Origin of the sequence: Terribacillus saccharophilus, assembly GCF_046592895.1 — a bacterium.
GTDB lineage: Bacteria > Bacillota > Bacilli > Bacillales > Amphibacillaceae > Terribacillus > Terribacillus saccharophilus_D.
The window spans coordinates 775,999-798,905 of the sequence record NZ_JAWVPU010000001.1 but is presented as its reverse complement, the minus strand read 5'-3'; the positions used below and the strand labels follow the sequence as shown (position 1 = coordinate 798,905).

Here is a 22,907-nt window from a genome sequence, read left to right as displayed (position 1 = left end):
AAGTTTTTTGCCTTTCAAACTGATATGCAATTGCATTGCAGGGATTGCGAAATGGATGCAAAGAAAACTTGATTTATATCATTGATATTTTGAGCAGCTAATTGGGAATTAAGCCAGACTTCGTCCAGGCTCAGATAGATCAAGGTTTCATGGTGAATGTATCCTTCGGAAATAACCGGGAATGCAATTGCTGATGTGTGCTGCAGGAGATGGAGGTCCTTGCGGGTTACAGGCAGTACATCTGGTTTTAGGAGGATGCTCAGTGTGCCGTTAGGTTCGACTACAGCTGTTTCTACTTCTTCTATATTAAAAACACTTTTTTGCCTTAGCATGAATAATATATTATCGATGGAGTATTGAATTTTCTCCATATTTTCAAATAATAATGTGCCATTTTGGACGACAACAGTCGGTCCGAGCGTAAGCAGCTTGCCAATCCTTCGACTGGAGATTTTCCACTTCACGATTGCTTTCTGAAATAGACCGATAGCGATAATCGCAAATGCTGTAGGAAGGTGTTCAATTTCCGGATCAGCTATATCAGCGCCGACGAGTGCTCCCAATATGACGACAATCAGAAAATCGAACACAGGCATTTCACCAATTGCACGTTTTCCCATGAATAAGGTGACAATCAGCATAAGCGGTATGATGGTAACGATGCGGACAAGGACAATCAGGTTGTCATGGATGAATTCGGGCATGGTGATGCTCCTTTTTTATTACATAGCCTAGCCAGCCATCTGTCATGTCAAACGGAGTTAGATGGATTGATGAAACAAACTAGAGGATTTTTCGTAAGTAGAGGGGAGGTGGATGATCATGCAAAGACAAGAAGTACTATTTGATATGTTGAAATTACAGAAGCAAGCAACATACCTGACAATCTGCTTGATGTTTGTGGCAAGTGTCGTTTATTTTCTTATCCACGGATTCGAGATACATTTTAGCTTAACGGTCATTGGACTCGTATTTATGATTACAATCATAGGCATCGTATTGCATGAGTTTTTGCATGGAGTGGGTTTTATGGTTTTTGGCAAGGTAAAGCTGAATCAGGTAAAATACGGATTTTCATGGAAATACGGCGCTGCCTATGCACATTGTATGGTACCTATCAAACTGACAGCATATCGCGCTGCACTGCTTTTGCCTGTTATAGTTACTGGCCTTTTTCCGCTGCTGTTTTCCTATATATTTGGCAGTGGGATATTGCTGGTTGTATCGGTCATCCTGACAGCAGGCGGAATAGGAGACTGGCTTATCTTCCGCAGTTTGAAAAAATACGATGCAAGTCAATCCGTGATGGATCATCCGACAGAGGTTGGTTATTTCATTTATACAAAAACTGTTGATCAAGGGAGGAAAAAAGATGACTGACCTTCTTCGAAACTGGAAATTTAATGAAGATTATATACATAATGTCGTGCTGACGCTGATTTATCTGTGGTTGTTGATTCATATCGGCCGATGGATAGTATCTAAAATCAAAGGAGAGCAAAAAAGGACAGCTGCTTCACTCTTTATTCCCTTGCTTATTTATGCAGTGGTGGGCACGTTGCTGCTCTGGCTCATGGATGGTGATTTTTTCAACGATTGGACATTTACAGGTTGGTTCTGGCACGATTTGACGCTGTGGATTTTAGCAGGGTTGTTTGTCTTGTTGTGTTTGCTGCTCCTGGTCCGCAGTGTGAGACGCCGGAGTTCAATGAAAAAAGTGAGCGGTCTGCTTTTAGTTTTGCTTGTTGGTGAATTCCTCATTGGTTCTTTTGTGATGACTGTATTTCATGCGGCTGGCCGTTCAGTGACGATGAGCTTTGATTCACCGATGGTTGTAACAGAAGATGATGGAATAGCCATCAATAAAATCCGGATGAAGATACCGAATGGACAGGAAAACGGTATTTCTACGAGCGATAACCGTTTTCAGATTGTCGCTGTAGATTTGAAAACTGGTAAGAAGGAGTGGGGCCGGAAAGCAATTTGGCAGGAATATGTACTCGGTCAGACGGAGGATGGCATTCTTGTCGTCAATAGCAAGGATGAGGAACTGTACTTCCTGGACGCTGCAACTGGAGATGTTCACCTCGAGGAAAAAGACTGGGTCGAGCACTACCCGGAGCTTGCCGATAACTTGAGCCATGAGCAGGCGGATTATTATATCGACGACACTGGCAGCCTTTATTTATATGCATTGGATGGGAAGTACTATCGTGTGGCAGAAGGAAAGCTGACAAAGAATCCAGCTTATGAGAAAGAAGTGCAAAAAGGCTTCTTTGGTGATGAGGAGAATGGGGAAGCTGAACGAGTGCAGCAGGTTGTGCAGGAATTGTATCCTGACTTGCTTGAAGCCCAGCCAATCATGGGGACAGAGAAAGATGCCAGTATGCTGCTTGCTTATAAAGAGAAACGCAATCAAGAACAAATCACAGTGGCGCGCGTTTCGACAAAGGAGGCCGTCATTCAATGGAAAACGAAAGTCGATTATCAGGAAGAGCCTGGGACAAGTCCTCTCGATGTCCATATGAGTGAAGATGCGACATATGTGTTTGCTGCTGGAAGCCTGTATAAAATTTCTGAACCTGCTGGCGTCCTGGAATTTGTATATCAGTATCGTTGGAATAAAAGGACAGATATAGCTGAATTACATTAGCGATGGAATAAATTGTCGCCTGTCTCAGGCATAAATTCTTTTGAATCGGGGTATGGAAGAGTACGACCAAAAGAATTCTTGCTGAGGAGGCAATTTATATGACGATACAACCGATTGAAACAAATAGTATTGCAAAGGGTATTGGACCGAATGTGTCGCCGGAAGCGTTCACGAATGATAAACGCAAGGTTTTCCTATTCGGTTCTCCAAGCTATACAAACATTGGTGATCAGGCAATTGCGTATAGCATCGAGAAATTCATCCAAAGCCGTTTCCCTTACTACGAGTACATAGAAATCATGGACTATGCTACTGATGAGGGAATTGACTTTGTCAAAAAGATCATTGGGGAAGATGATATTGTCATGTTCACAGGCGGCGGAAATCTGGGCAGTCTATACTTGGATATCGAAGAAGATCGCCGGAAGGTCTTTACAGCTTTCAAAGACTATAAATCCATCTCCATGCCGCAGTCGGTATTCTTCGAAGAAAACGAACATGGCGAGCAGGAGAAAAAGAAAACGCAGGATGCATATCATCAGAACAAGAATCTGACAATTGCCGCTCGAGAAACCCAGACGTTGGAAGTTGTGAAAGATACTTTCGAGTCTGACGTGATGTACACACCGGATATGGTGATGTCGCTTGATGTCGTTCCTCGCGAGCAGGAGCGTGAAGGCGTGATGTTCTTCCTGAGAGCTGACAAAGAAAAAGTTATGGAAGAGGACTTCATTTCCGAACTGATGGAATGGTCTGGGAAATTCGGATCGGTCGATCGTGCCGATACAGTATTGGATGAAAATATCGTGCCGACGATTGATTATGCAGACAGGGAAAAGCATTTCATCGAGATGCTGGATCTGATCAGCTCCAAGAAATTGATCATCACCGATCGCTTGCATGCAATGATCTTCTCCATTATCACGAAGACGCCTTGCCTGGTGTTTGGGAATAGTTACGGAAAAGCAAAGCATTCTTACCGTGATTGGCTCGATTCCATCAATTTCGTGGAATATACAGATTCCAAAGACGTGAAGGTCCTGGAAGATTTGGTAGAGAAATTGATGCATATCGAACCGAATGAAATAGATTTGCGTAAAGACTTCAAACCGTTGGTGGACTTCTTTCGCAGCTGATAGAAAAAGCTAGAATCCTTGGATTCTAGTTTTTTTTATTTGGTTATGCATAGATAATCTATATTTTTTATTAATATACGGTTGTATTTTTATATGAATAGTTGTATATTTATTAAACAATATACAAAGAAGGATCTTCCTTGAAGGAGTACAGCCAGATGAACAGCTTACAAGACTTGCAACAGCAGCAAGCTAAGAAAAAGAAACCAAAGCAATTCAACGTCTATGTGATGATTTTTGCATTCATCGTCGTAGCGGCACTTTTAACATATATCATTCCAGGCGGAGCGTATGACCGCGTGGAGCAGGATGGCCGAAGCGTCATCCTGCCAGAGACATTCCACTTCATCGATGGAGAAAATGTTGGACTGCTTGGTATATTCAATAGCATACACACAGGTATGGTGAATGGCGCCAATATCATATTCTTCGTCTTGATTGTTGGTGGGGCGTTCGGTATTTTTACAGCAACGGGGGCTTTGGACGCTTTCATTTATATGCTATCCAGAAAGATGGCGAATAAAGAGAAATTGCTTATCCCGGTATTGATGCTGTTCTTTGCAGCAGCAGGAGCTTTGATGGGTATGTCGGATGAAACAATCGTTTATGTGGCAATCCTGGCTCCGATGGCGATCGCACTTGGATTCGATGCATTGACCGGCTTTGCGATTGTTGTACTCGGCGCTGGTGTTGGCTTTACAGCAGCGGTAATGAATCCATTTACAGTAGGAGTCGCACAAGGAATATCCGAGCTGCCGACATTTTCCGGTATCGGTTTCCGGATTGTCGTTTTCGTCATCCTTTATCTGGCTGCTGTTTTCTATGTGATGCGGCATGCGAGTAAAGTGAAAAAGAACCCAGAGCTTGGCGTTTACGGGAAGTTCGGCAGAAAAGCTGATACGGCAGCACTCCAGTCCCATAAGATGACAACACGCCATAAACTTGTATTATCCGCTTTCTTGATCAACTATATTGTCTTGATCGTTGGCGTACTGAAATACGGCTGGTATATCACGGAGATTGCAGGATTGTTCCTGTTGTTCGGTGTCGTGATGGGTATCCTCGGCGGCATTTCGTTCTCTGGCATTGCGGATAATTTCATCCTTGGGGCGAAGGACTTGCTTGGCGGTGCGCTGATCATCGGTTTTGCGCAGGCGATCCTGGTGATTTTCAATACTTCCGGTATGATGGACACATTGCTGCATTACGCTTCCGACGCACTTGGCGCAGTTCCGTCAGCGCTTTCCGCAGTCGGCATGCTATTTTTGCAGATGGGCATCAATTTCTTCGTGCCATCCGGCAGCGGACAAGCTGCGTTGACAATGCCGCTGATGGCGCCATTATCAGATATGATCGGTGTAACAAGACAAACAGCTGTATTGGCATATCAATTCGGAGATGGTATCTCCAACACGATTTTACCAACAGGTAATATTATTGCATTGCTTGCAATCGCGGGTATCGGCTATGGCAAATGGGTGAAGTGGTTCTTGCCATTCTTCCTCATCCAGATCGCCATTGCCATTATTGCACTGATTGTAGCCCAAATGATTCAATACGGACCGTTTTAATAGAAGGAGCAATATAACATGGAACTTGAGAGATTAGTAGAACAGGCGATTCAAGATCGCCGCCACATTCATCAATACCCAGAGCTTTCCGGTGAAGAATACGAAACTGGAAAATATGTACGCAATAGATTAGAGAAATTAGGCATCGAGATCTTAGATTTCCAGCCGCCGAGTGTGGTCGGATTTATAAAAGGAACAAAAGGAGAAAAGACAATTGCGCTCCGTGCCGATATGGATGCACTGCCGATGGTAGAAGAAGGGGATAAATCTTATATCTCCAAGTATCATGGAGTGGCTCATACTTGCGGGCATGATGGACATACAGCTATTTTGCTTGCAGTGGCAGAGTGGATCACGCTGCATCAGGAGCAAGTGGAGCCGAATATCGTGCTTCTCTTCCAATCTTCTGAAGAAGCATCGCCAAGCGGTGCGGATAAGCTGATCAAAGAAGGTGCATTGAAAGGTGTCGACAGCATTTATGGCATCCATGTTGATGCCGAATTGCAAAAAGGCCAATTTGGAACGCGTCCAGGAGCGATGATGGCATCCGTCGATGACTTTGAAATCAAAATCCAAGGCTCGGGTGGGCATGCATCAACACCGCATTTGACAGTGGATCCGGTGTATATCTCGACACATGTCATCCAAGCGCTGCAAAGCATAGTCAGCCGTAAGCTCAACCCGATGGACGCAAGCGTCATCTCCGTCGGGAAAATCGAAGCGGGCAACACATATAACGTCATTCCAGACTCTGCTAAAATCATCGGGACGATGCGCTCCTTCTCGGCAGAAGCAGTGCAGACGATCCAGGAGCAGATTGCGAAGCTGACAAAAGGAATTTGTGAATCTTTCGGAGCGACAGCAGAAGTCGATTTCATCATCGGTACACCGCCGCTCGTCAACGATGAAAAAGAAGCAGCATTTGCAGAAGGGCTGCTGCAAAAGACATTTGGTAAAGAACGCTATCAAGAACTGGAGCCAGTCATGGGCTCCGAAGATTTCTCCTACTACTTGCAGGAAATCCCGGGGGTATTCGTCAAGATCGGTATGCAAGGAGAAAAAAGTCAGTATCCGCACCACCATCCGAAATTTGATATTGATGAAGATGTGTTTGGGGATGCGATCAAGGTGTTTCAGCAGTTTGTTTTGAATCAATAATATGCTAAAAGGTTCTCAAAATGAGAACCTTTTTTTTGCGCTTTTCGAACCAATATATAGGGAAAGGGTTAAAGTGGAATTAAATATAGTTCGAAAAAGTAGATCTTTTGCTTCTGTTAGCAACTGCTGCATCATATCAGACATATTGGTTGGATAGATGAAAAATATAATAGGGAGTGAACGAAGATGTCAACGTATAACAAACTTGTCCGAGACCAGAACCCTAATATCATTCACCAGGCAGGTAAGATTCCTAAAGTGAAAAAGCTTAATCAAGCTAGATATGCAGAGGAACTGAACTTAAAGCTTTTAGAAGAGGTATCGGAGCTGCAGAAAGCTGAGGAACAAACTGAATTCGTCGAAGAGGCAGCAGATTTGTAGGAGATTTTGTTCGCGTTGTCAGCAGTAAAGGGAGTCTCCATACATGATATTGAAAAAGAGCGGCAGCAAAAGAAGAAAGAGAGAGGAGGATACGAGGAAAGAATCTTTTTGGTGGAGGTAAGTGACTGAACATGAGTTAAGGGCAGGTGAATGGACAGAAGGATGCTTAACTAACAATGAAAGTAGTGTATTTTCACAAGGCATTAACCTTTAAGATCTGTAGAAACATGGATTAAAATTTGTAAAAAAACCATGGAATACCTGAAGATTTTTACTTTTACTAGTCTAATCATTTATTTCTATTGCACTTTCGTAAGCCGACAAGAGAACTTTCAAACTCACTTCTTCTGTAAAAGAAGCGGTTGTTTGCTTATGACTAAACCTGCAAGAAGGAAGATACTAAGAATATTGGTTGCTAACAAACTAATCAATTGGTAAGTCCTAAATTTCATTGATAAGCAATAATGCCTAATATTATAATGAAGCACACCCGATCCTTTGGCATAATAATCTTACAACTTTTACATATTATTTGTAATAATGGAAAAGGAAGAAAAGTCTTGATGTCACTTCCTAAAAATATTAATATAGTAAAAGTGTGAAATTATTACATAATTAGGTATTGGGGAGATTATCATGAAGAAAACGTTATTAGGTATGCTTCTATTGATTGTTGTTGTACTGGCAGCATGTGGAAAACCAAATCTGGAAGGAACATGGAAGGCTGAGGACGATTATGGTGATTCTATCACTTTCATGTTCCATGATGATGGAACAGCAACTATGAAAGATGATATAGAAGGTGAAATGGAATTCGAGTATAGCCTGAATAGTGATGCTGACGAACTTACGCTCACCTATGAAGGCGAAGATGCAAAAATGGGCTTTGAGCAAAAGAGCGATGATGTAATAAAATTAACGAATGAAGATGATGATACAATTACATTTACAAAAGAATAAGTAAAGGAAGCTGACCGGCAAGGCCGGTCAGCTTTTCTTATTTAAGTATATCTGCATCATTAGTTAGCAACATTCTTCGCTTCTGAAACCTTCATATGCTCTTTACGTTGATATTCAAATGTATCCATTACTAAGAATCCATTGTTGTCTAAATTAAATGGTCCGTAGACATCACCTTCATAATCATCCTCTTCGTCTACACTTGTAAAATAAGAAGTAGTATCAATTAATTCGAGATCAGTACTAAAAAGATATACAGTATTTAATTCATTATCGTTATCAATTGCATAGAAAGAATTCTCATCAGCACGGAAAAATTCATCGTAACTATTTAAGTCTTCTCCGACAGGCAAAGTCTTATCCTCAGCGCCATCGTATAATGGTTCGCCAGTTTTAATTTCAATTCTTTTGAGTGCTTCATCATCATATATAAAATAATTACCTTCTTTAAGATCAATATAAACAATATCATCAGTGTTATCTACAAGGCCATATTCATCTTTGAGAGTGATCTGCTCATTTGCGGAATCACCTTCTAAGGAAATGATTTTAAAAGTTCCTTCTTCATCTGGATTCTCTTTGTATACATACTGGGGACCTTCTGATGTGTTTATGATACTACCCACATCTGGTGAATAATCATCTGATTCAGTATAAGGGAATGATTTGTCCACTATGATTTCTGTTTCATAATCACCTTGTTGACCTTCTAATATAGGTTTCATATCCAATGTCTCAATCTTCAGTTGAGCACTGGAATTTTCGTTAGCATTCTTAAATACAGAGCTCATGACGAGTTTACCATCCACAAATGATTCATCACCAGCGATAGAAGTAGTTTTCTCGTTTTCTTTATTAATTGTGGAATAGATTTTACTTCCGACTTTGATAGTACTATTTTCATCCATCGTAAATACCTCATATGTAAGACCAGAATCGCTATCTTCAGGAGTATTGAAATAATAGAGCGTGTCATCATTTCCCTTTTTAATGTGTTCTATATTTAGCATATTCCACGTAGTAGGGTCGTCATCTTCCCATTCAATTTCATAATAGATTGGTGAAAATGTTTGATCGTCTATTATATAATCATTTATTTCCGCAAATGGAGTAAATCCAGGATCTTGTTTTACTTCCGGATTAATTGATGATTCAGCCTGTGCTTTTTCTTCTTTAGAAGCAGTAGTTGTAACAGAATTATTTTTTTCTTGAGTGTCATTCTCTTCCTTTTGTCCACATGCAGTTAATGTAAGTATAATTATCGCAAGGAACAGGTAAAATAATCTTTTCATTGGCGAGACCTCCGAATCATTTGAAAATATGGAATAAAAAATAAGAAAATACTATAAACCACTTACCTCTCAAAATATATAAATTATGACGCACAGCCTATTTTACTATAAATAGGTAAAAAATACTATTAGTTGCTTATATGGATTGATTTAATAACTTAGGATATCTGCAAATATGCCTTAGAAGCGACTAAATATATTGCTTGATCTTTGCGTTAGAATTAACTGATAAGCTAGATCCTCCTACAATCAGTCAATAGCTTTAATAGTAAGGGCTGTGCGATGATTGATGTTTTTGTAGCGTTTGATAATGCTTCTATCACGCACATAAGCCGCGTAGACAAAAGCGTCAATCAAATGGTTTTTCTATTAACGAAATAAATGAGAAGAATCATTCAGATTTCTAGAACACCTTGAAGTATTCGTCAAAAAAGATGAGACTGAACAATAACTGGTGTACGGGGTTGTATATTAATCGGATATGGAAGATTCACATGCTGATTCATTTTATGACAGCATTTGAGGCGGCTCATGGATTCATGAAGGATGGATGTAACAAGATTTCTAAGAAGGAGTCGGAAAGGGTGTCAAGCGTTAACAACAAATGGTGTGGGATAGAATCATGTAGTGGTAATGAAGCCTGAATTCCTAAGAAAGAATAAAAGGCACAATATTAAAAAAAGTATTGAAGTGACTTTCCAAAAATACTAACATAGTAAAAGTGTGCAATTATTACATAATTAGGTATTGGGGAGATTATCTTGAAGAAAACATTACTAGGCATGCTTCTGCTGCTTGTCATCGTATTGGCAGCATGCGGAAAGCCAAATCTGGAAGGAACATGGGAGAACGAGGATGAGTACGGAATCGTTACATCCATTACATTTCATGATGATGGAACAGCAGTCATGAAAGATGATTTCATGGAAGAAGAAATCGAATATAGCTTTAACGATGACGGAGACCAACTGACGCTTTCGTATGAAGGCGAAAACATGACGACTGGATTCGAGCAGAAAAGCAAAGATGAGATAGTTTTGACAAACAGTGATGATGATACACTTACGTTTAAAAAACAATGAGTGAAAGGAAGCTGACCGGTGGGAAATCGGTCAGCTTTTCTTTTGCTCAACTTGGCCAACTTGCCCTATGATAGGCTTTTTTTAAGTTTCGACACTTCTGATTGCTGCTGTTTCTCGCAGTTCCTTCTCCAGAACCTCAAAATAATCAGCCAGGAAAAGCTGGAATTTCTCAGCTATTGGACTGATGTATCTTCTTGTGGACCAGGCCAATCCGATCGTCCGTTCACAGATGGGATCCTGCAGTCGTACAACTGGTAAGTGAGGTGTTTTATTGCCTATCAGTGAAACGGAGGGAATGAAAGCTATCCCAAGTCCCTTGTTCACCAGTTCACCGATGACGCCGGGCTCATCTCCTTCAAAGGCGATATGAGGCTGAAAGCCGGCAAGCTGGCAATAGTTATCTGTTAAATTACGAATGCCATATCCTTCATTCATGCTGACGAAGCTTTCATCCTTGAGTTCATATAGAGAAACATGACTTTTTGATTCGAGCCAGTGACCGGGGGGAGCAATCAGCAGTATTTCTTCTGTCATAAGCGGCTGCCACTTGATATCGTCGCCTTTAATCGGAACAGATGAAATGCAGAAGTCGAGTTCGCCGCTTCGCAGTTTTTCGGTCATGATGGGCACCGACTGCACGTATTGCTTGAAGTGAACTTGAGGCTCGTTGCTTAAGAATTCACTGATAAGATCAGGCAATACGCGAGGTATCGTGACGGATAAACGTATTGTGTGATCTGTGTGTTGATTATACTCGCCCAGTTCGCGACGAGCTTCCTGCAGCTCATGCAGGACCGCATCAACACGCTTGAGAAAAATCCTGCCGTTGTCATTCAATTTGATTTGTCTGTTGTACCGCTCGAATAGTTTCACGCCTAAATCTTCTTCCAAACGGCTGATAGCTTTGCTGAGGGAGGGTTGTGCGATGTTCAACGCTTCGGCAGCATGAGTCATATGCTCAAGCTCGGCAACCTTCCTGAAATAGTGCAGCTGTAATAATTCCACGTTCATTCATCCTTCTTTCGGATAGTTTTGAAGCTATTATTTATAATGATATATGTATTATACATTATGCTCCAAAGCCTTTATGCTATTTAGATGCTCAATATTTCACAAAGGTAAAGGTGATGGAAAACATGAAAGGATTAAAATTAGGCTTTTTTGACATAAAGCGGATGTTTCAGCATAAGCACGGGCGAATTGCACTCATTTTCTTGCTGATCATCCCAGTTATCTATGCTTCCTTGTTCCTCGGCGGCTACTGGGATCCATATGGTCATATCGAAGATTTACCAGTCGCTGTAGTCAACCATGATGATGGTGCCAGTATGGACGGGGAAGACCTGCATGCCGGAGATGACTTCATCAAGGAATTGAAGAAAAGCAAATCGATGGACTTTGACTTCGTATCCGATCAGAAGGCAGAAGATGGATTGGAAGATGGCAAATACTATATGAAAGTGACCATCCCGAAAGACTTCTCTGAGAAAGTGACAACCTTGATGGATGACAAACCGAAGCAAGCTGAGCTTACGTATGAAGTCAATCCGGGGAAAAACTTTGTTGCCGCACAAATCAGTTCTTCTGCGATGGAAAAAATGAAAGCCAAGTTGGCTAGCAGCATTACGAAATCGTATGCTGACAGTGTATTCACTAACTTCCATGAAGTAGCAACCGGATTGCAGGATGCCGGGGATGGAGCGAGTGATCTTAATAACGGAATTACAGATGAAAAGAACGGCTTGAGTGATTTGCAAACTGGAATCGGTGATGCTAAAAACGGGGCTTCTGATTTGGCTGATGGTGCCGATGAGTTAGCAGGTGCCCAAGGCAAACTTTCTGACGGCATCGGCGATCTGCATACCGGAGCATCCGACTTGTCTGATGGATTGGGTCAATTGAATGACGGAGCAACCTCTTTGCAGGCGAATACACAAAAGGTTGCCGATGGTCTGGCTGACTGGAAAGCACAAAGCGACAAGCTTTCAGATAACCAGAAGTCGTTCACATCCGGATCTGAGGATCTGAGCAAACTGGTGGCATCTTATATGGAAGAGCATCCAGAGCTCAAGGATGATAAAACATTCCAGCAAATAGCAGCAGCCTCAGATCAGCTGGCGGATTCTTCTGCAAAATTGGCAGATGGCCAGCAGCAGCTTGGCGACGGTGCGGATACGCTTGCTGGAAGTGAGCAGAAACTAGCAGATGGTATCGCTACATTCAACGAAAAACTCGGATCTGCTGTTAGCGGAGCGGATAAATTAGCTAGCGGCGCAACAGATCTGAATAAAGGATTTACCGATTATACAGCAGGATTTGGTTCCTTGCAGAGCGGTGCAGCACAGCTTGCCTCTGGTACGAATGAACTTTCAGACGGAGCAGCTAAGCTTGATGATGGAATGGATAAGCTGTCCGATGGCTCGGATGAACTTGCAACCAGCTTGCAGGATGCAGCGGACAAAACAAGTGATATCCAGTCCAGTGATGCGCTGACGACCATGTTTGCGGATCCGGTCAAATTGACTGAAAAACAATTATCGGATGTACCGAACTATGGTGTTGGTATTGCGCCATACTTCTTGTCACTTGCTTTATTCGTAGGTGGTTTGATGGCGGCCAACATCCTGCCGCTTGGCAGAAGACAGGATATGCAAGTATCCGGTACGGTGCAATTCTTCAGTAAACTGACATTGGTGTACATCGTAGCGATTGTACAAGCTGTCATACTTGATTTGATTTTCCTCTTTGGATTCCAAGTCGATGTGGCAAGTGTTCCACTATTGTTCTTATCAAGCATCATCGTGTCGATGACAGTCATGACGATCATTCTGGCTCTCGTGACGGTATTCGGAAACTTAGGGAAATTGCTTGCCATCGTACTGCTCGTTTTGCAGCTGGCAACATGCGGCGGAACATTCCCGAGCGAACTGACAATATCAGCATTGGCATCAGTCGGTCAATACTTGCCAATGGCGCACTCCCTGCACAGTTTGCAGGAAGCAATTACGCTTGGTGATTGGTCTGTTCTAGGCCATCAGCTTGTGTATCTATTGATTTATCTAGTTGCAGTCGGTGTTATCGGATGGATCGTATCTCATCTGCAGCACAGACCTAAAAAAGAGAAAGAGCTGAAAGCAGCTTGATGCAGAGCCCGCCATTGGCGGGCTCTTTCTATTGACACTATATGATAGACTGTAAACAGCAAACTGATAGGAAAGGAGAAAAAATCATGCAAATTGATAAACCCAAATTAGCGACAGAATTGCCTGAAAAAAGGATGCACGATATCTTCTTTGAAGAAGAACCTGAATTGGAAATGTGTCAGGTACAGCAAGCAGATTTTTCAAATGAATCGGTATACCGGCTGCGTTTGGCGAAAGTAGTGATTCGTAATAGCCGATTCAATAATACAGATTTCACCGGAATGGATCTGCTCGATGTCCGATTTGAGAATTGTGATTTCTCCAATGTGAAGATGAGTAAATCCTCGATTCACCGAGTGGAATTCCAAGGCTGTAAGATGCTTGGGGCAGATTTGACAGAATCAAGTCTTGGCAATGTGTCTTTCCATGACTCTTTGGTGAATCTAGTATCATTCGGTCAATCAAAGATGGAGAAAGTGCTATTTTCCTCCTGCGGACTGCAGGGCGCGGATTTTTATGCGAATAAGCTGAAAAAGATAGAATTCAATGATTGTGATTTGAATGAAGTGAACTTCGAACAAACGCCGCTCAAAGGGATCGACTTGAGCACAAGTGATTTTCAGCAATTGACCGTATCCATCGAAAACCTGAAAGGCTGTATCGTTTCGCCGCATCAAGCGATCCAGTTAGCGTCATTGATCGGTTTGGTAGTGAAGTAAAGCTTCCCGGATGGGGAGCTTTTTTAGTTGAAATACAACGCTTCTAATTTTTCTTTATGGAAGTCATCCGTTAAATCGACAAAATACTTCTGCTGCCATTTCTGTGTTTGGGCAGCTGTTTTGTTCAATTCTCTTTCCCAAGCGGGATATACACGTATTGCCATCTTTCCTTTGCTGTTTTCACTTCTCAATATTCCTTTTTTCAATAATATGGATTTGGGGAATACGAATTGTCCTCTTAAATTTTCATCCATGATGGATATGATGACTTTAGCAGGACTTTCTAAGAAACTGTATGCTTGGTTCTTATTATTTTCATCTTTCTCCCAAAACACTACAAAGTAGCCCTTTTTCTTAGGTGTTGCCTTGGCTAGGCGGCTTCGGTAAGTAGTGTCCTCTAATTGAATCAGCATACCTTCATATTCTTGATTATGTGCCTCTGTAATCACGTTGGTAATGGGTGAACGACCTAGGTGGAAAAGGATGTTCTCAATGAATAGTTTTGACTCTATCAATATAGTATCCTCCCTTTCATGGCATAATTTCTTTCGGTGCAATATCCACATACATTATGACCTTTTTTGATATCAAATGAAATCTTGGAAAGTTTTTGTATATAATGAAAAAGAGGTGACAACCCAATGAAATACAAACAAATCAAACCTAAAAAAATATACGAACAAGTAGCAGACGAGCTGCTTGCATTAATAAAGAATGGTGACTTGAAACCAGGGGAGAAGCTCGCGAGCGTAACGCAATTGGCTGAGAACTTCAATGTGGGCCGTTCTGCAATACGGGAAGCTCTGGCTACACTCCGTGCGATGGGGTTGATTGAAATGAAGCAGGGCGAAGGGACGTATGTGAAGGCGTTTGAACCGGAAGGCATACTATACCCGCTGCAGCATGCGCTGCTTATGAATGAGGAAGATCGACGGGAACTGATGGAGGTCCGGCATATATTGGAGACGGGCATCGTGGCTTCAGCTGCTTTGAACCGCAGCGATGAAGACCTAGCGCAAATGGAAAATGCGCTTGCAGAGATGAAGGAATTCACAGGTGACCCGGAAAAAGGTGAAAAAGCAGATCTGGCTTTTCATATGATGATTGCACAAGCTGCCCGGAATAAACTGCTTCTTCGTCTGATGCACCATGTATCGGATATGACTGCGGAGTCGATGCGGGAAACACGGCAGATCAGTCTATTTGGCAAAGAATCAGATCCTGAGGAATTGAATGAACAGCATGAAGCTATATTGCATGCCATACGTATGCAGCAGCCTGAACAAGCCCGACTCGCGATGGAGGCACATTTGGAATACGTAGCAGGAGTATTGCGCAAGTACTTGGAATAATATGTGCCGCCAATAAAACAGGCGGCTTTTTCTATATACAGTAGTTGGAAAATGTAAGCGGTTGTAGTATGATGGAAAGAGATATTATACAGGTCATCTGATGACCTTACTTATGCGGGGTGACAGCATGAAAGTGACATTATTTGCGACATGCATTGTGGATATGTTCCAATCCGATGTCGGAAAAGCGACAGTGGAGGTATTGGAAAGACTTGGCTGTGAGATAGAATTTCCGACTGCTCAGGTTTGCTGTGGGCAGCCAGCATACAATTCAGGATATGTAGAAGATGCCAAAAAGGCAATGAAGAAGATGATTGCCGCATTCGAGGATGCCGAAGTGGTTGTGACACCGTCAGGCTCCTGTGCCACGATGTTCAAAGATTATCAGCATGTTTTCCAGGATGATCCAGAATGGCATCCACGTGCCGAGAGACTCGCAAATAAGACGTATGAGCTGACAGAATTCATCGTCGATGTACTAAAGACAGAAGATGTCGGGGCTCGGCTCGAGGGAACTGCAACATATCATCCATCTTGTCATATGACAAGGCTGCTTGGGGTGAAGGATGCACCGATGAAGCTGCTTTCCCATGTAGAGGGCTTGGAAATGCAACCGCTTCCGAATGCGCAGAATTGCTGCGGGTTCGGCGGGACATTCTCTATCAAGATGGGCAATATTTCGGAGCAAATGGTTGATGAAAAAGTAGATTCTGTAACAGAAACAAAAGCCAGTTATCTGATTGGGGCAGATGGCGGCTGTCTGATGAATATCGGAGGCAGGATCAAGCGTCACGGCAAGCCAGTGAAAGTGATGCATATCGCCGAAGTACTAAACAGTCGTTGAGGGGGGAACAGCAATGGCGATGAAAATCGGGAATGAAAAGTTCAAAGATAATGTGAACAAGCAAATGGAAGATACGTTCATGCGCGGAGCAGTTGCCGGTGCCCAGGAGCGGCTCCGGACAAGAAGGCTGGATGCGGCAGAGGAACTTGGTGACTGGGAAGAATGGCGTTCCCATGGGGAAGAGATACGTCAGCACACACTTGATCATCTGGATTATTACTTGCAGGAGCTTGCTGAAAATCTGCAAAAACGCGGCGGTCATGTTTTTTTTGCAGCTACTGCGGAAGAAGCGAATGACTACGTCAAAGGTGTCGTAAAAGAGAAACGTGCCAAAAAGATATTGAAAGCGAAGTCGATGGTCACAGAAGAAATAGGGTTGAATGCTGTTCTGGAACAAGAAGGCTGTGATGTGATTGAAACGGACCTTGGCGAATATATCCTGCAGCTGGACGATCATGATCCGCCATCGCACATCGTGACACCTGCACTTCATAAAAATAAAGAGCAAATCAAGGATGTTTTTGCCGAGAAGCTGGAATACAAGCTGACTTCCAAGCCTGAGGAGCTCGCTCTGCATGCCCGGGAAAAACTGCGCCAGGAATTCTTGCAAGCTGACATCGGGATCACAGGCTGCAACTTTGCCATTGCTGAGTCGGGTTCTGTTGGATTGGTGACAAATGAAGGGAACGCTGGCATGGTATCCGATTTGCCGGATACACAGATTTGTGTGATGGGGATGGAACGGATTGTACCGACATTTGAAGAATTTGAAGTTCTCGTCGGGTTATTGACGAGAAGTGCTGTCGGGCAGAAGCTGACGAGTTATATTACTGCATTGACAGGACCGCGGACAGCAGAAGAAGTAGATGGTCCATCGGAATTCCACCTAGTTATTGTCGACAATGGACGTTCCGGCATTCTTGGGACCGAATTTCAATCGGTGCTGCAGTGCATCCGCTGTGCAGCATGCATCAATGTATGTCCGGTATACCGTCATATAGGGGGACACTCTTATAACTCGATTTATCCGGGTCCGATCGGAGCTGTGCTGACTCCGCTTTTAGGTGGTTACGATGATTTTAAAGAACTGCCATATGCATCGACGCTATGTGCAGCCTGTACGGATGCTTGTCCAGTGAAAATCCCATTGCACCAGCTGCTGCATCGTCATCGCCAAGTGATTGTGGAGCGAGAAGGGCGCGCACCGGTTTCGGAGAAGATGATGATGAAAGCATTCGGCATCGGAGCTTCCTCCAATCCGTTGTATGCTGCGGGTTCGAAAATGGCTAGCACTGTCATGAAACCATTTACGAAGGATGAAACAATTTCAAAAGGACCCGGCCCGCTGAAGGCATGGACAGAAATCCGCGATCTGCCGGCTCCGAATAAAGAGCGATTCCGTGATTGGTTCAAGGAGCGTGATCAGGCATGATCCAGAACCAAGAAAGTTTCCTTCAGCATGTTGCCGGCCGTCTCAGCCGCCCGCAGGTGCTGACAGAAAGGCCGGTACGTGATTGGAAGTACCGCCCGCAGGATAAAACGCTGACAGATAAGACACCGGATGAACTTGTCGAGATACTCCGCGACCAATGCCGGCTGATCCATACGGAGCTGATCGAGACGGATTTGCATCATCTGCCAAAGGTGCTGGCCGAAACGGTGTCAGCTTATGGAGGAGGTCCGCTTGCCATTTGGCGGGACGATCGCTATGAAACTTTTGGGTTACAGGAACAGATACATTCGTGGCCGAAGCAAGGAATCGAAGTGCATACATGGGATCCTTCCATCGGACATGACAACATCGGTATAGTGGAAAAAGCCAACATTGGCATAACCTTCAGTGATATCACACTTGCAGAATCAGGAACGGTCGTCCTCTTTTCTGGAGAAGGAAAAGGTCGTACAGTAAGTATGCTGCCGCATAAGTATATTGCGCTTGTACCGAAAAGTACCATCGTTCCCCGCATGACCCAAGCAGCTCAGCAAATATCCAAGCAAGTACAAGAGGGAAAAGACATAGCATCCTGCATTAACTTCATCACCGGACCGAGCAACTCGGCTGATATTGAGATGAATCTCGTCGTGGGGGTCCATGGACCTGTGAAAGCGGCTTATATTGTAGTAGATGATATGTAAGCGATAATCCTGGAAAATGATGTCTGTTTAATAGTGATTCTTGGAATTCCAGGTTCATAAATGACATTAATACATGTAAAGTCACCTCTTTGGGGTGACTTTTTTATTTTGCCATATAGGAAATCACTTTTATTTAACGTATACTTTAGCTACTATTTTAAACTATTCGGAGAGAAGGCTGCTGTTGGAAAGGACAAAAAAGAAAAACACCAAAGCATATACATCCTTTGTTTTTATATTCCTGCTTTTTTCTGCAGTTTACTTGTTTTTATTTCGCCAGGAGCCGAGGGAACTTGCGATTGGCTCAGGTATTATTGCAATCATTGGCTCCGCTCTACCGGCATTTTGGTCTCTGCGTGCTTATCAAGCCGCTGAGAGACAGGTAAGGAAGTTTTGGCTGTTTCTCAGTTTGGCTCTATTAAGTTGTTTGATAGCCACGATGAGCTCTTATTTCTATGAATTTTATTTTGGCATGAACGACGTTTTTATATCAGTGGCAGATGTGTTATGGAATGCAGCGATCATTTTTAGCTTATTGGCATTTCTGTACTTGATTAAGCAAAAAGCGGACGAAGTGACAATTTACGAAATTGTTTATGACGCAGTGATCATCATTGTCGCTGCTGCTTGTATAAGCTGGGAATTTTTGCAGAAGCAAACTTGGGAGCAGTTGAGTCAGAATAGTTTCATCATGCAGCTTTTCGGCATCAGTCATCCAGCTGGCGATTTGATTGTGTTATTTTTCTTGGTTTGTGTTTTCAATGCGCTCAGCTATCAGCGTTTATCAAAAGCATTGGTCTGCATTTATGTCGGCTTTTTGCTTTTCTTGATTTCAGACACTATCTTTTTGTATTTGGCTTCACAGCATATGTATTACTTCGGTCATCCGATTGATTGGCTTGGGACTGCAAGTTTGCTGATCATTGGAGGTGCTGCATTCTTTGCGGAGGATCTTCATGTACTGAGCCGGCAGGAAGCCTACCCTTCCAGCACATCCTTGTTCTCGGCACGACTTTGGTTTTCCAATGTCAGCGTATTGGTTTTGCTTGCACTTATCGTAGCCAGAGGTGATGGATTCGATTTGATCGCTTTTGGCTGTATTGTTTCCACTTTGTTGATAATCTTCAGGCAAATGCATACAATGTTCCAAAATCGTAAATTGATGCTTGAGCTCGAAGGCAAGGTTCTGGAACGGACAGAAGAGCTGATTCAAAAAAACAAAGAATTGGAAGCATCAACAGAACGAGCGGAATTCCTGGCTGGTCACGATCCGCTGACAGGACTCCCTAACCGACGTGAATTTGACCGGATAGCATCGGAATGGGTAAAAACGAATGAGAACGGTTTTGCTTTGTTGTTCATGGACATGGACAGATTCAAATGGGTGAATGATACCATGAATCATGGTGCCGGTGACTTGCTGCTAAGGAAAGTGGCCAAGAGACTACTGGCGAATGTGGGGGCGGGGGCAAGTGTTTTCCGCCAAGGCGGGGATGAATTCCTTGTGCTGCTTCCAGTAACGGAAGTCCCGGAAATTGATCGAGCTGTCTGCGATTTGATTCAATCTCTTGAACAAGTATTCTTCATTCACGATAATGAAGTGTTCATTTCAGCGAGTGTTGGCATCAGTTTATATCCGGAACATACAGACGATGTGGAGTTATTGACCATCAAAGCAGATATCGCGATGTATGCCGCAAAAAAAAGTCATGGCAAACAATGGCTTATATATGATGAAACACTTCTACCTGCAGAACAATCGAAACTGGAATTAGAAAAAGAAATGCGCTATGGATTGGAGAGGGGTGAATTCTGCCTGCATTTTCAACCGCTTTATCATATGGATTCAGAAACTGTTTCCGGTGCTGAAGTTTTGATGCGCTGGCAGCATCCGAAACGAGGACTTTTATATCCTAATTCCTTCATACCGCTGGCGGAAGAATCCCGTTTCATCATACCGCTTGGCAGATGGATGATCCGGGAAGCGTGCCGACAGTGGCGAAGCTGGCAGGAGCAAGGATATGAGCCCATCAGCCTTGCCGTCAATATTTCCGTCAACCAGTTCCTCCATCCGGATTTCTTGACGGAATTGGAGGAGGCACTGCAGGAGCATGACATGGATCCAGCTTATCTGGAGCTGGAAATCACAGAGAATATCCCCTTCAGTGATACGTATGCCATTGCGATTCTTGAACATATCAAGCAGCTTGGCATCCGTATCAGCATCGATGATTTCGGGACAGGCTACAGCTCGCTTCAATACATTCAGCGGCTGCCTGTTCATACGCTGAAAATCGATCGATCTTTTGTGCACGATATGATGCATAATCGGAATAACAAAGTGCTGGTTGAAACAATTTTGATGATGGCGAAACAGCTCAATCTGGAAGTCATTGCAGAAGGTGTCGAAGAACAAGATCAGCTTGCTTTCCTCAAAGATAATGGCTGTGCATTTGTTCAGGGCTATTTAATCGGAAAGCCGGTTGAGGAAGAGATATTCCGTTCGGCGTGGCTGTATGAACAGGGTTAGCTTATATTGTGTGTGCAAATGCGATTGATACTTGGATTATCTATAGATTCAACCTTAGAACCTCTGTTTAAAGCAGAGGTTTTTCTATGTGAAATCCCGCTTTTCCTTCCGAAATGTTTTCCAAGTCGTCTTTGTCGCAGCATAACTTCCGATTGCCGCATAACCACAAAAATATCCCATGAAGAAGCCAGCTATCAGATCATGTGGATGCGCGTAGAATATTGAGATTACCAATCCGATTAGAATGGCAATGGTAGGTACATACTGCTTGGGTACCGGTGAAAAGAGTTTGATGATTTGCGTAAGAATCAAGGTGGCTGGGATCCCGAGGACAGAATCCCAGAAGTTCGTCTGTATAGTTGGAAAGTCCATGATTACATTTCCTTTTTTTATTTATTGTCTGGTATATGGAATGGTTTATACATTTGGAGGTATGATAGTTCTGCTTTCATCTCCAAAAAAATTGTTGTGCCGAATATTTACAGAACATTCCTTACAAAAACTTCTTGAATGTTTCATAATTCAGTATTATACTAACCAGTATTGTGTCAGAATATCTGACGAAAATTATAGTGAGCTTAATATTTTGTTATTTATCAGACTATTCCAATAGTTAGTGGAGGTTTTTTTGTGTCAAAGAAAGTGCCAGGTACGTTTACCATCATTCTTGGTTTGATGCTCTTTGCTTTATTCTTCGGAGCGGGAAATTTGATCTTTCCTCCGATGCTGGGGCAGCAAGCCGGTGAAAATATATGGATTGCCAATGCCGGTTTCCTTGTAACAGGAGTCGGACTGCCGTTGATTGGTATCATCGCATTCGTTTTTTCTGGTGAAAAGGATCTGATGTCTTTATCCAGCAGGGTGCATCCGTTATTCGGGATTATTTATACCGTTATTCTATATCTAGCGATCGGGCCATTTTTCGCTATACCGCGGGCAGGGAATGTTTCTTATGAAATCGGCTTGAAGCAGCCTTTTCTATCTGATAATTCAAGCCCCTGGCCTTTGATAATTTTTTCGGCTTTGTTCTTTTTGATCACTTGCTTGCTATCTTTGAATCCAACGAAAATCATCGATGTGATTGGGAAATTCCTGACACCGATCAAGCTTGCATTCATTGGTTTACTTGTTGTTGTGGCCATCCTGTTTCCGATTGGTGTATTCAAGGCGCCGCAAGGAGAGTATACGACAAATGCTTTCTTCAAAGGTTTCCAGGAAGGATATCTGACACTTGATGCACTAGTTGCTTGTGTGTTTGGTATCATCATCGTCAATGCCTTGAAAGATAAAGGAATCACGAGCAAAAGTTCTGTCATGAAAGTGTGCTTGCTGGCAACAGGTCTTGCAGCTGTAGTATTGGCGGCGATATATACTTCACTATCCTTCATGGGTGCATCCAGCGTCAGTGAGCTGGGCTACCTTAACAATGGTGCTGAAATTCTAGCCAGGGTGTCAGAATATTACTTTGGTTCATGGGGTGAAGTTTTCCTTGGTTTGATGATCACTGTTGCCTGCCTTACAACCAGTGTGGGTCTGATCACATCGTGTTCGACGTTCTTCCATGAGCTGATGCCGCGTATTTCTTATAGAACTTTTGCTATTGTGCTGTCTGTCTTCAGTGCGGTCGTAGCAAACATCGGACTTACCGAATTGATTCAAATTTCTGTGCCAGTTTTGATGGCGATTTATCCGATTACAATCAGCCTTGTATTTCTTACATTCCTTCATCCGTTATTTGGTGGAAGGCGGGCAGTATACATCGGAAGTCTCGTGCTGACATTCTGTGTGAGTATCTTCGACGGTCTTAATGAAGCAAAAATAGAAATTACAGCAGTCAACGATTTGTTCCAAAACATCCTGCCTTTTTATAGTGTAGGTCTTGGTTGGGTGGTGCCTTCCTTGGTTGGAGGGCTCATTGGCTGGATCATCTCACTAGTGCGCAGCAAATGA

General features: G+C 43.0%; 21 protein-coding genes. 16 read left to right on the top strand and 5 right to left on the bottom strand.

The window, feature by feature from the left end; translation table 11 throughout:
• Positions 1–14: 14 nt before the first annotated feature.
• A complete protein-coding gene (locus SFC66_RS03805; RefSeq protein WP_411217375.1) occupies positions 15–704 on the bottom strand; it encodes a DUF421 domain-containing protein in 690 nt (229 codons plus the stop codon).
• A 118-nt stretch (positions 705–822) separates the two neighbouring features.
• On the opposite strand from SFC66_RS03805, the gene SFC66_RS03800 reads away from it, so the two are divergent.
• The 7 genes from SFC66_RS03800 to SFC66_RS03770 all read left to right on the top strand — a co-directional run bounded on the left by SFC66_RS03800 (position 823) and on the right by SFC66_RS03770 (position 7,859).
• Complete coding sequence (locus SFC66_RS03800; RefSeq protein ID WP_411217374.1) at positions 823–1,380, top strand: metalloprotease family protein; 558 nt, start codon at positions 823–825, stop codon at positions 1,378–1,380.
• Positions 1,373–2,653, top strand: a complete 1,281-nt coding sequence (locus SFC66_RS03795) for a PA2928 family protein (protein WP_411217373.1) — start codon at positions 1,373–1,375, stop codon at positions 2,651–2,653. Before SFC66_RS03800 ends, SFC66_RS03795 begins: the two co-directional genes overlap by 8 nt.
• 98 nt (positions 2,654–2,751) lie before the next feature.
• On the top strand, positions 2,752–3,789 hold the full coding sequence (locus SFC66_RS03790; protein WP_411217372.1) for a polysaccharide pyruvyl transferase family protein: 1,038 nt from the start codon (positions 2,752–2,754) through the stop codon (positions 3,787–3,789).
• Between the two features lie 158 nt (positions 3,790–3,947).
• Positions 3,948–5,360, top strand: coding sequence for a YfcC family protein (locus tag SFC66_RS03785; protein WP_411217371.1), 1,413 nt, complete (start codon positions 3,948–3,950; stop codon positions 5,358–5,360).
• Between the two features lie 18 nt (positions 5,361–5,378).
• On the top strand, positions 5,379–6,518 hold the full coding sequence (locus tag SFC66_RS03780; RefSeq protein ID WP_411217370.1) for a M20 metallopeptidase family protein: 1,140 nt from the start codon (positions 5,379–5,381) through the stop codon (positions 6,516–6,518).
• 186 nt (positions 6,519–6,704) lie between these two features.
• The gene (locus SFC66_RS03775) at positions 6,705–6,899 is read left to right on the top strand and encodes a nucleoside triphosphate pyrophosphohydrolase family protein (protein ID WP_411217369.1); all 195 of its coding nucleotides are present in this window, start codon (positions 6,705–6,707) and stop codon (positions 6,897–6,899) included.
• Between the two features lie 636 nt (positions 6,900–7,535).
• Entirely contained in the window at positions 7,536–7,859 is a 324-nt protein-coding gene (locus tag SFC66_RS03770; RefSeq protein WP_411217368.1) for a hypothetical protein, read from the top strand.
• A gap of 59 nt (positions 7,860–7,918) precedes the next feature.
• Here the strand turns inward: SFC66_RS03770 and SFC66_RS03765 are convergent, their stop codons facing one another.
• Positions 7,919–9,151 (bottom strand): LptM family lipoprotein, encoded by a 1,233-nt coding sequence (locus tag SFC66_RS03765; RefSeq protein WP_411217367.1) that lies wholly within the window; start codon positions 9,149–9,151, stop codon positions 7,919–7,921.
• Positions 9,152–9,912: 761 nt separating this feature from the next.
• Between SFC66_RS03765 and SFC66_RS03760 the strand changes: the two genes are divergently transcribed.
• Positions 9,913–10,233, top strand: coding sequence for a hypothetical protein (locus tag SFC66_RS03760; protein ID WP_411217366.1), 321 nt, complete (start codon positions 9,913–9,915; stop codon positions 10,231–10,233).
• Positions 10,234–10,314: 81 nt separating this feature from the next.
• Here the strand turns inward: SFC66_RS03760 and SFC66_RS03755 are convergent, their stop codons facing one another.
• Positions 10,315–11,238, bottom strand: coding sequence for a LysR family transcriptional regulator (locus SFC66_RS03755; RefSeq protein ID WP_411217365.1), 924 nt, complete (start codon positions 11,236–11,238; stop codon positions 10,315–10,317).
• Positions 11,239–11,369: 131 nt separating this feature from the next.
• Here SFC66_RS03755 and SFC66_RS03750 point away from each other — a divergent pair, with 131 nt between their 5' ends.
• Together SFC66_RS03750 and SFC66_RS03745 are read left to right on the top strand one after the other, a co-directional pair.
• Entirely contained in the window at positions 11,370–13,376 is a 2,007-nt protein-coding gene (locus tag SFC66_RS03750; protein WP_411217364.1) for a YhgE/Pip family protein, read from the top strand.
• A gap of 86 nt (positions 13,377–13,462) precedes the next feature.
• Complete coding sequence (locus SFC66_RS03745) at positions 13,463–14,095, top strand: pentapeptide repeat-containing protein (RefSeq protein WP_411217363.1); 633 nt, start codon at positions 13,463–13,465, stop codon at positions 14,093–14,095.
• 23 nt (positions 14,096–14,118) lie between these two features.
• Here the strand turns inward: SFC66_RS03745 and SFC66_RS03740 are convergent, their stop codons facing one another.
• Positions 14,119–14,610, bottom strand: coding sequence for a MepB family protein (locus SFC66_RS03740; protein ID WP_411217362.1), 492 nt, complete (start codon positions 14,608–14,610; stop codon positions 14,119–14,121).
• 126 nt (positions 14,611–14,736) lie between these two features.
• Between SFC66_RS03740 and SFC66_RS03735 the strand changes: the two genes are divergently transcribed.
• The 5 genes from SFC66_RS03735 to SFC66_RS03715 all read left to right on the top strand — a co-directional run bounded on the left by SFC66_RS03735 (position 14,737) and on the right by SFC66_RS03715 (position 20,957).
• A complete protein-coding gene (locus SFC66_RS03735; RefSeq protein ID WP_411217361.1) occupies positions 14,737–15,447 on the top strand; it encodes a FadR/GntR family transcriptional regulator in 711 nt (236 codons plus the stop codon).
• A 127-nt stretch (positions 15,448–15,574) separates the two neighbouring features.
• On the top strand, positions 15,575–16,291 hold the full coding sequence (locus SFC66_RS03730; protein WP_411217360.1) for a (Fe-S)-binding protein: 717 nt from the start codon (positions 15,575–15,577) through the stop codon (positions 16,289–16,291).
• Between the two features lie 13 nt (positions 16,292–16,304).
• Entirely contained in the window at positions 16,305–17,723 is a 1,419-nt protein-coding gene (locus tag SFC66_RS03725; protein ID WP_411217359.1) for a LutB/LldF family L-lactate oxidation iron-sulfur protein, read from the top strand.
• Positions 17,720–18,427: a LutC/YkgG family protein gene (locus SFC66_RS03720; protein ID WP_411217358.1), complete on the top strand. Its 708-nt coding sequence runs from the start codon at positions 17,720–17,722 to the stop codon at positions 18,425–18,427. Before SFC66_RS03725 ends, SFC66_RS03720 begins: the two co-directional genes overlap by 4 nt.
• Positions 18,428–18,611: 184 nt before the next feature.
• Positions 18,612–20,957, top strand: coding sequence for a putative bifunctional diguanylate cyclase/phosphodiesterase (locus tag SFC66_RS03715; RefSeq protein ID WP_411217357.1), 2,346 nt, complete (start codon positions 18,612–18,614; stop codon positions 20,955–20,957).
• An 84-nt stretch (positions 20,958–21,041) separates the two neighbouring features.
• Here SFC66_RS03715 and SFC66_RS03710 read toward each other — a convergent pair whose 3' ends face one another.
• On the bottom strand, positions 21,042–21,329 hold the full coding sequence (locus SFC66_RS03710) for a hypothetical protein (RefSeq protein ID WP_411217356.1): 288 nt from the start codon (positions 21,327–21,329) through the stop codon (positions 21,042–21,044).
• 258 nt (positions 21,330–21,587) lie between these two features.
• On the opposite strand from SFC66_RS03710, the gene brnQ reads away from it, so the two are divergent.
• Positions 21,588–22,907 (top strand): branched-chain amino acid transport system II carrier protein, encoded by a 1,320-nt coding sequence (gene brnQ / locus SFC66_RS03705; protein WP_411217355.1) that lies wholly within the window; start codon positions 21,588–21,590, stop codon positions 22,905–22,907.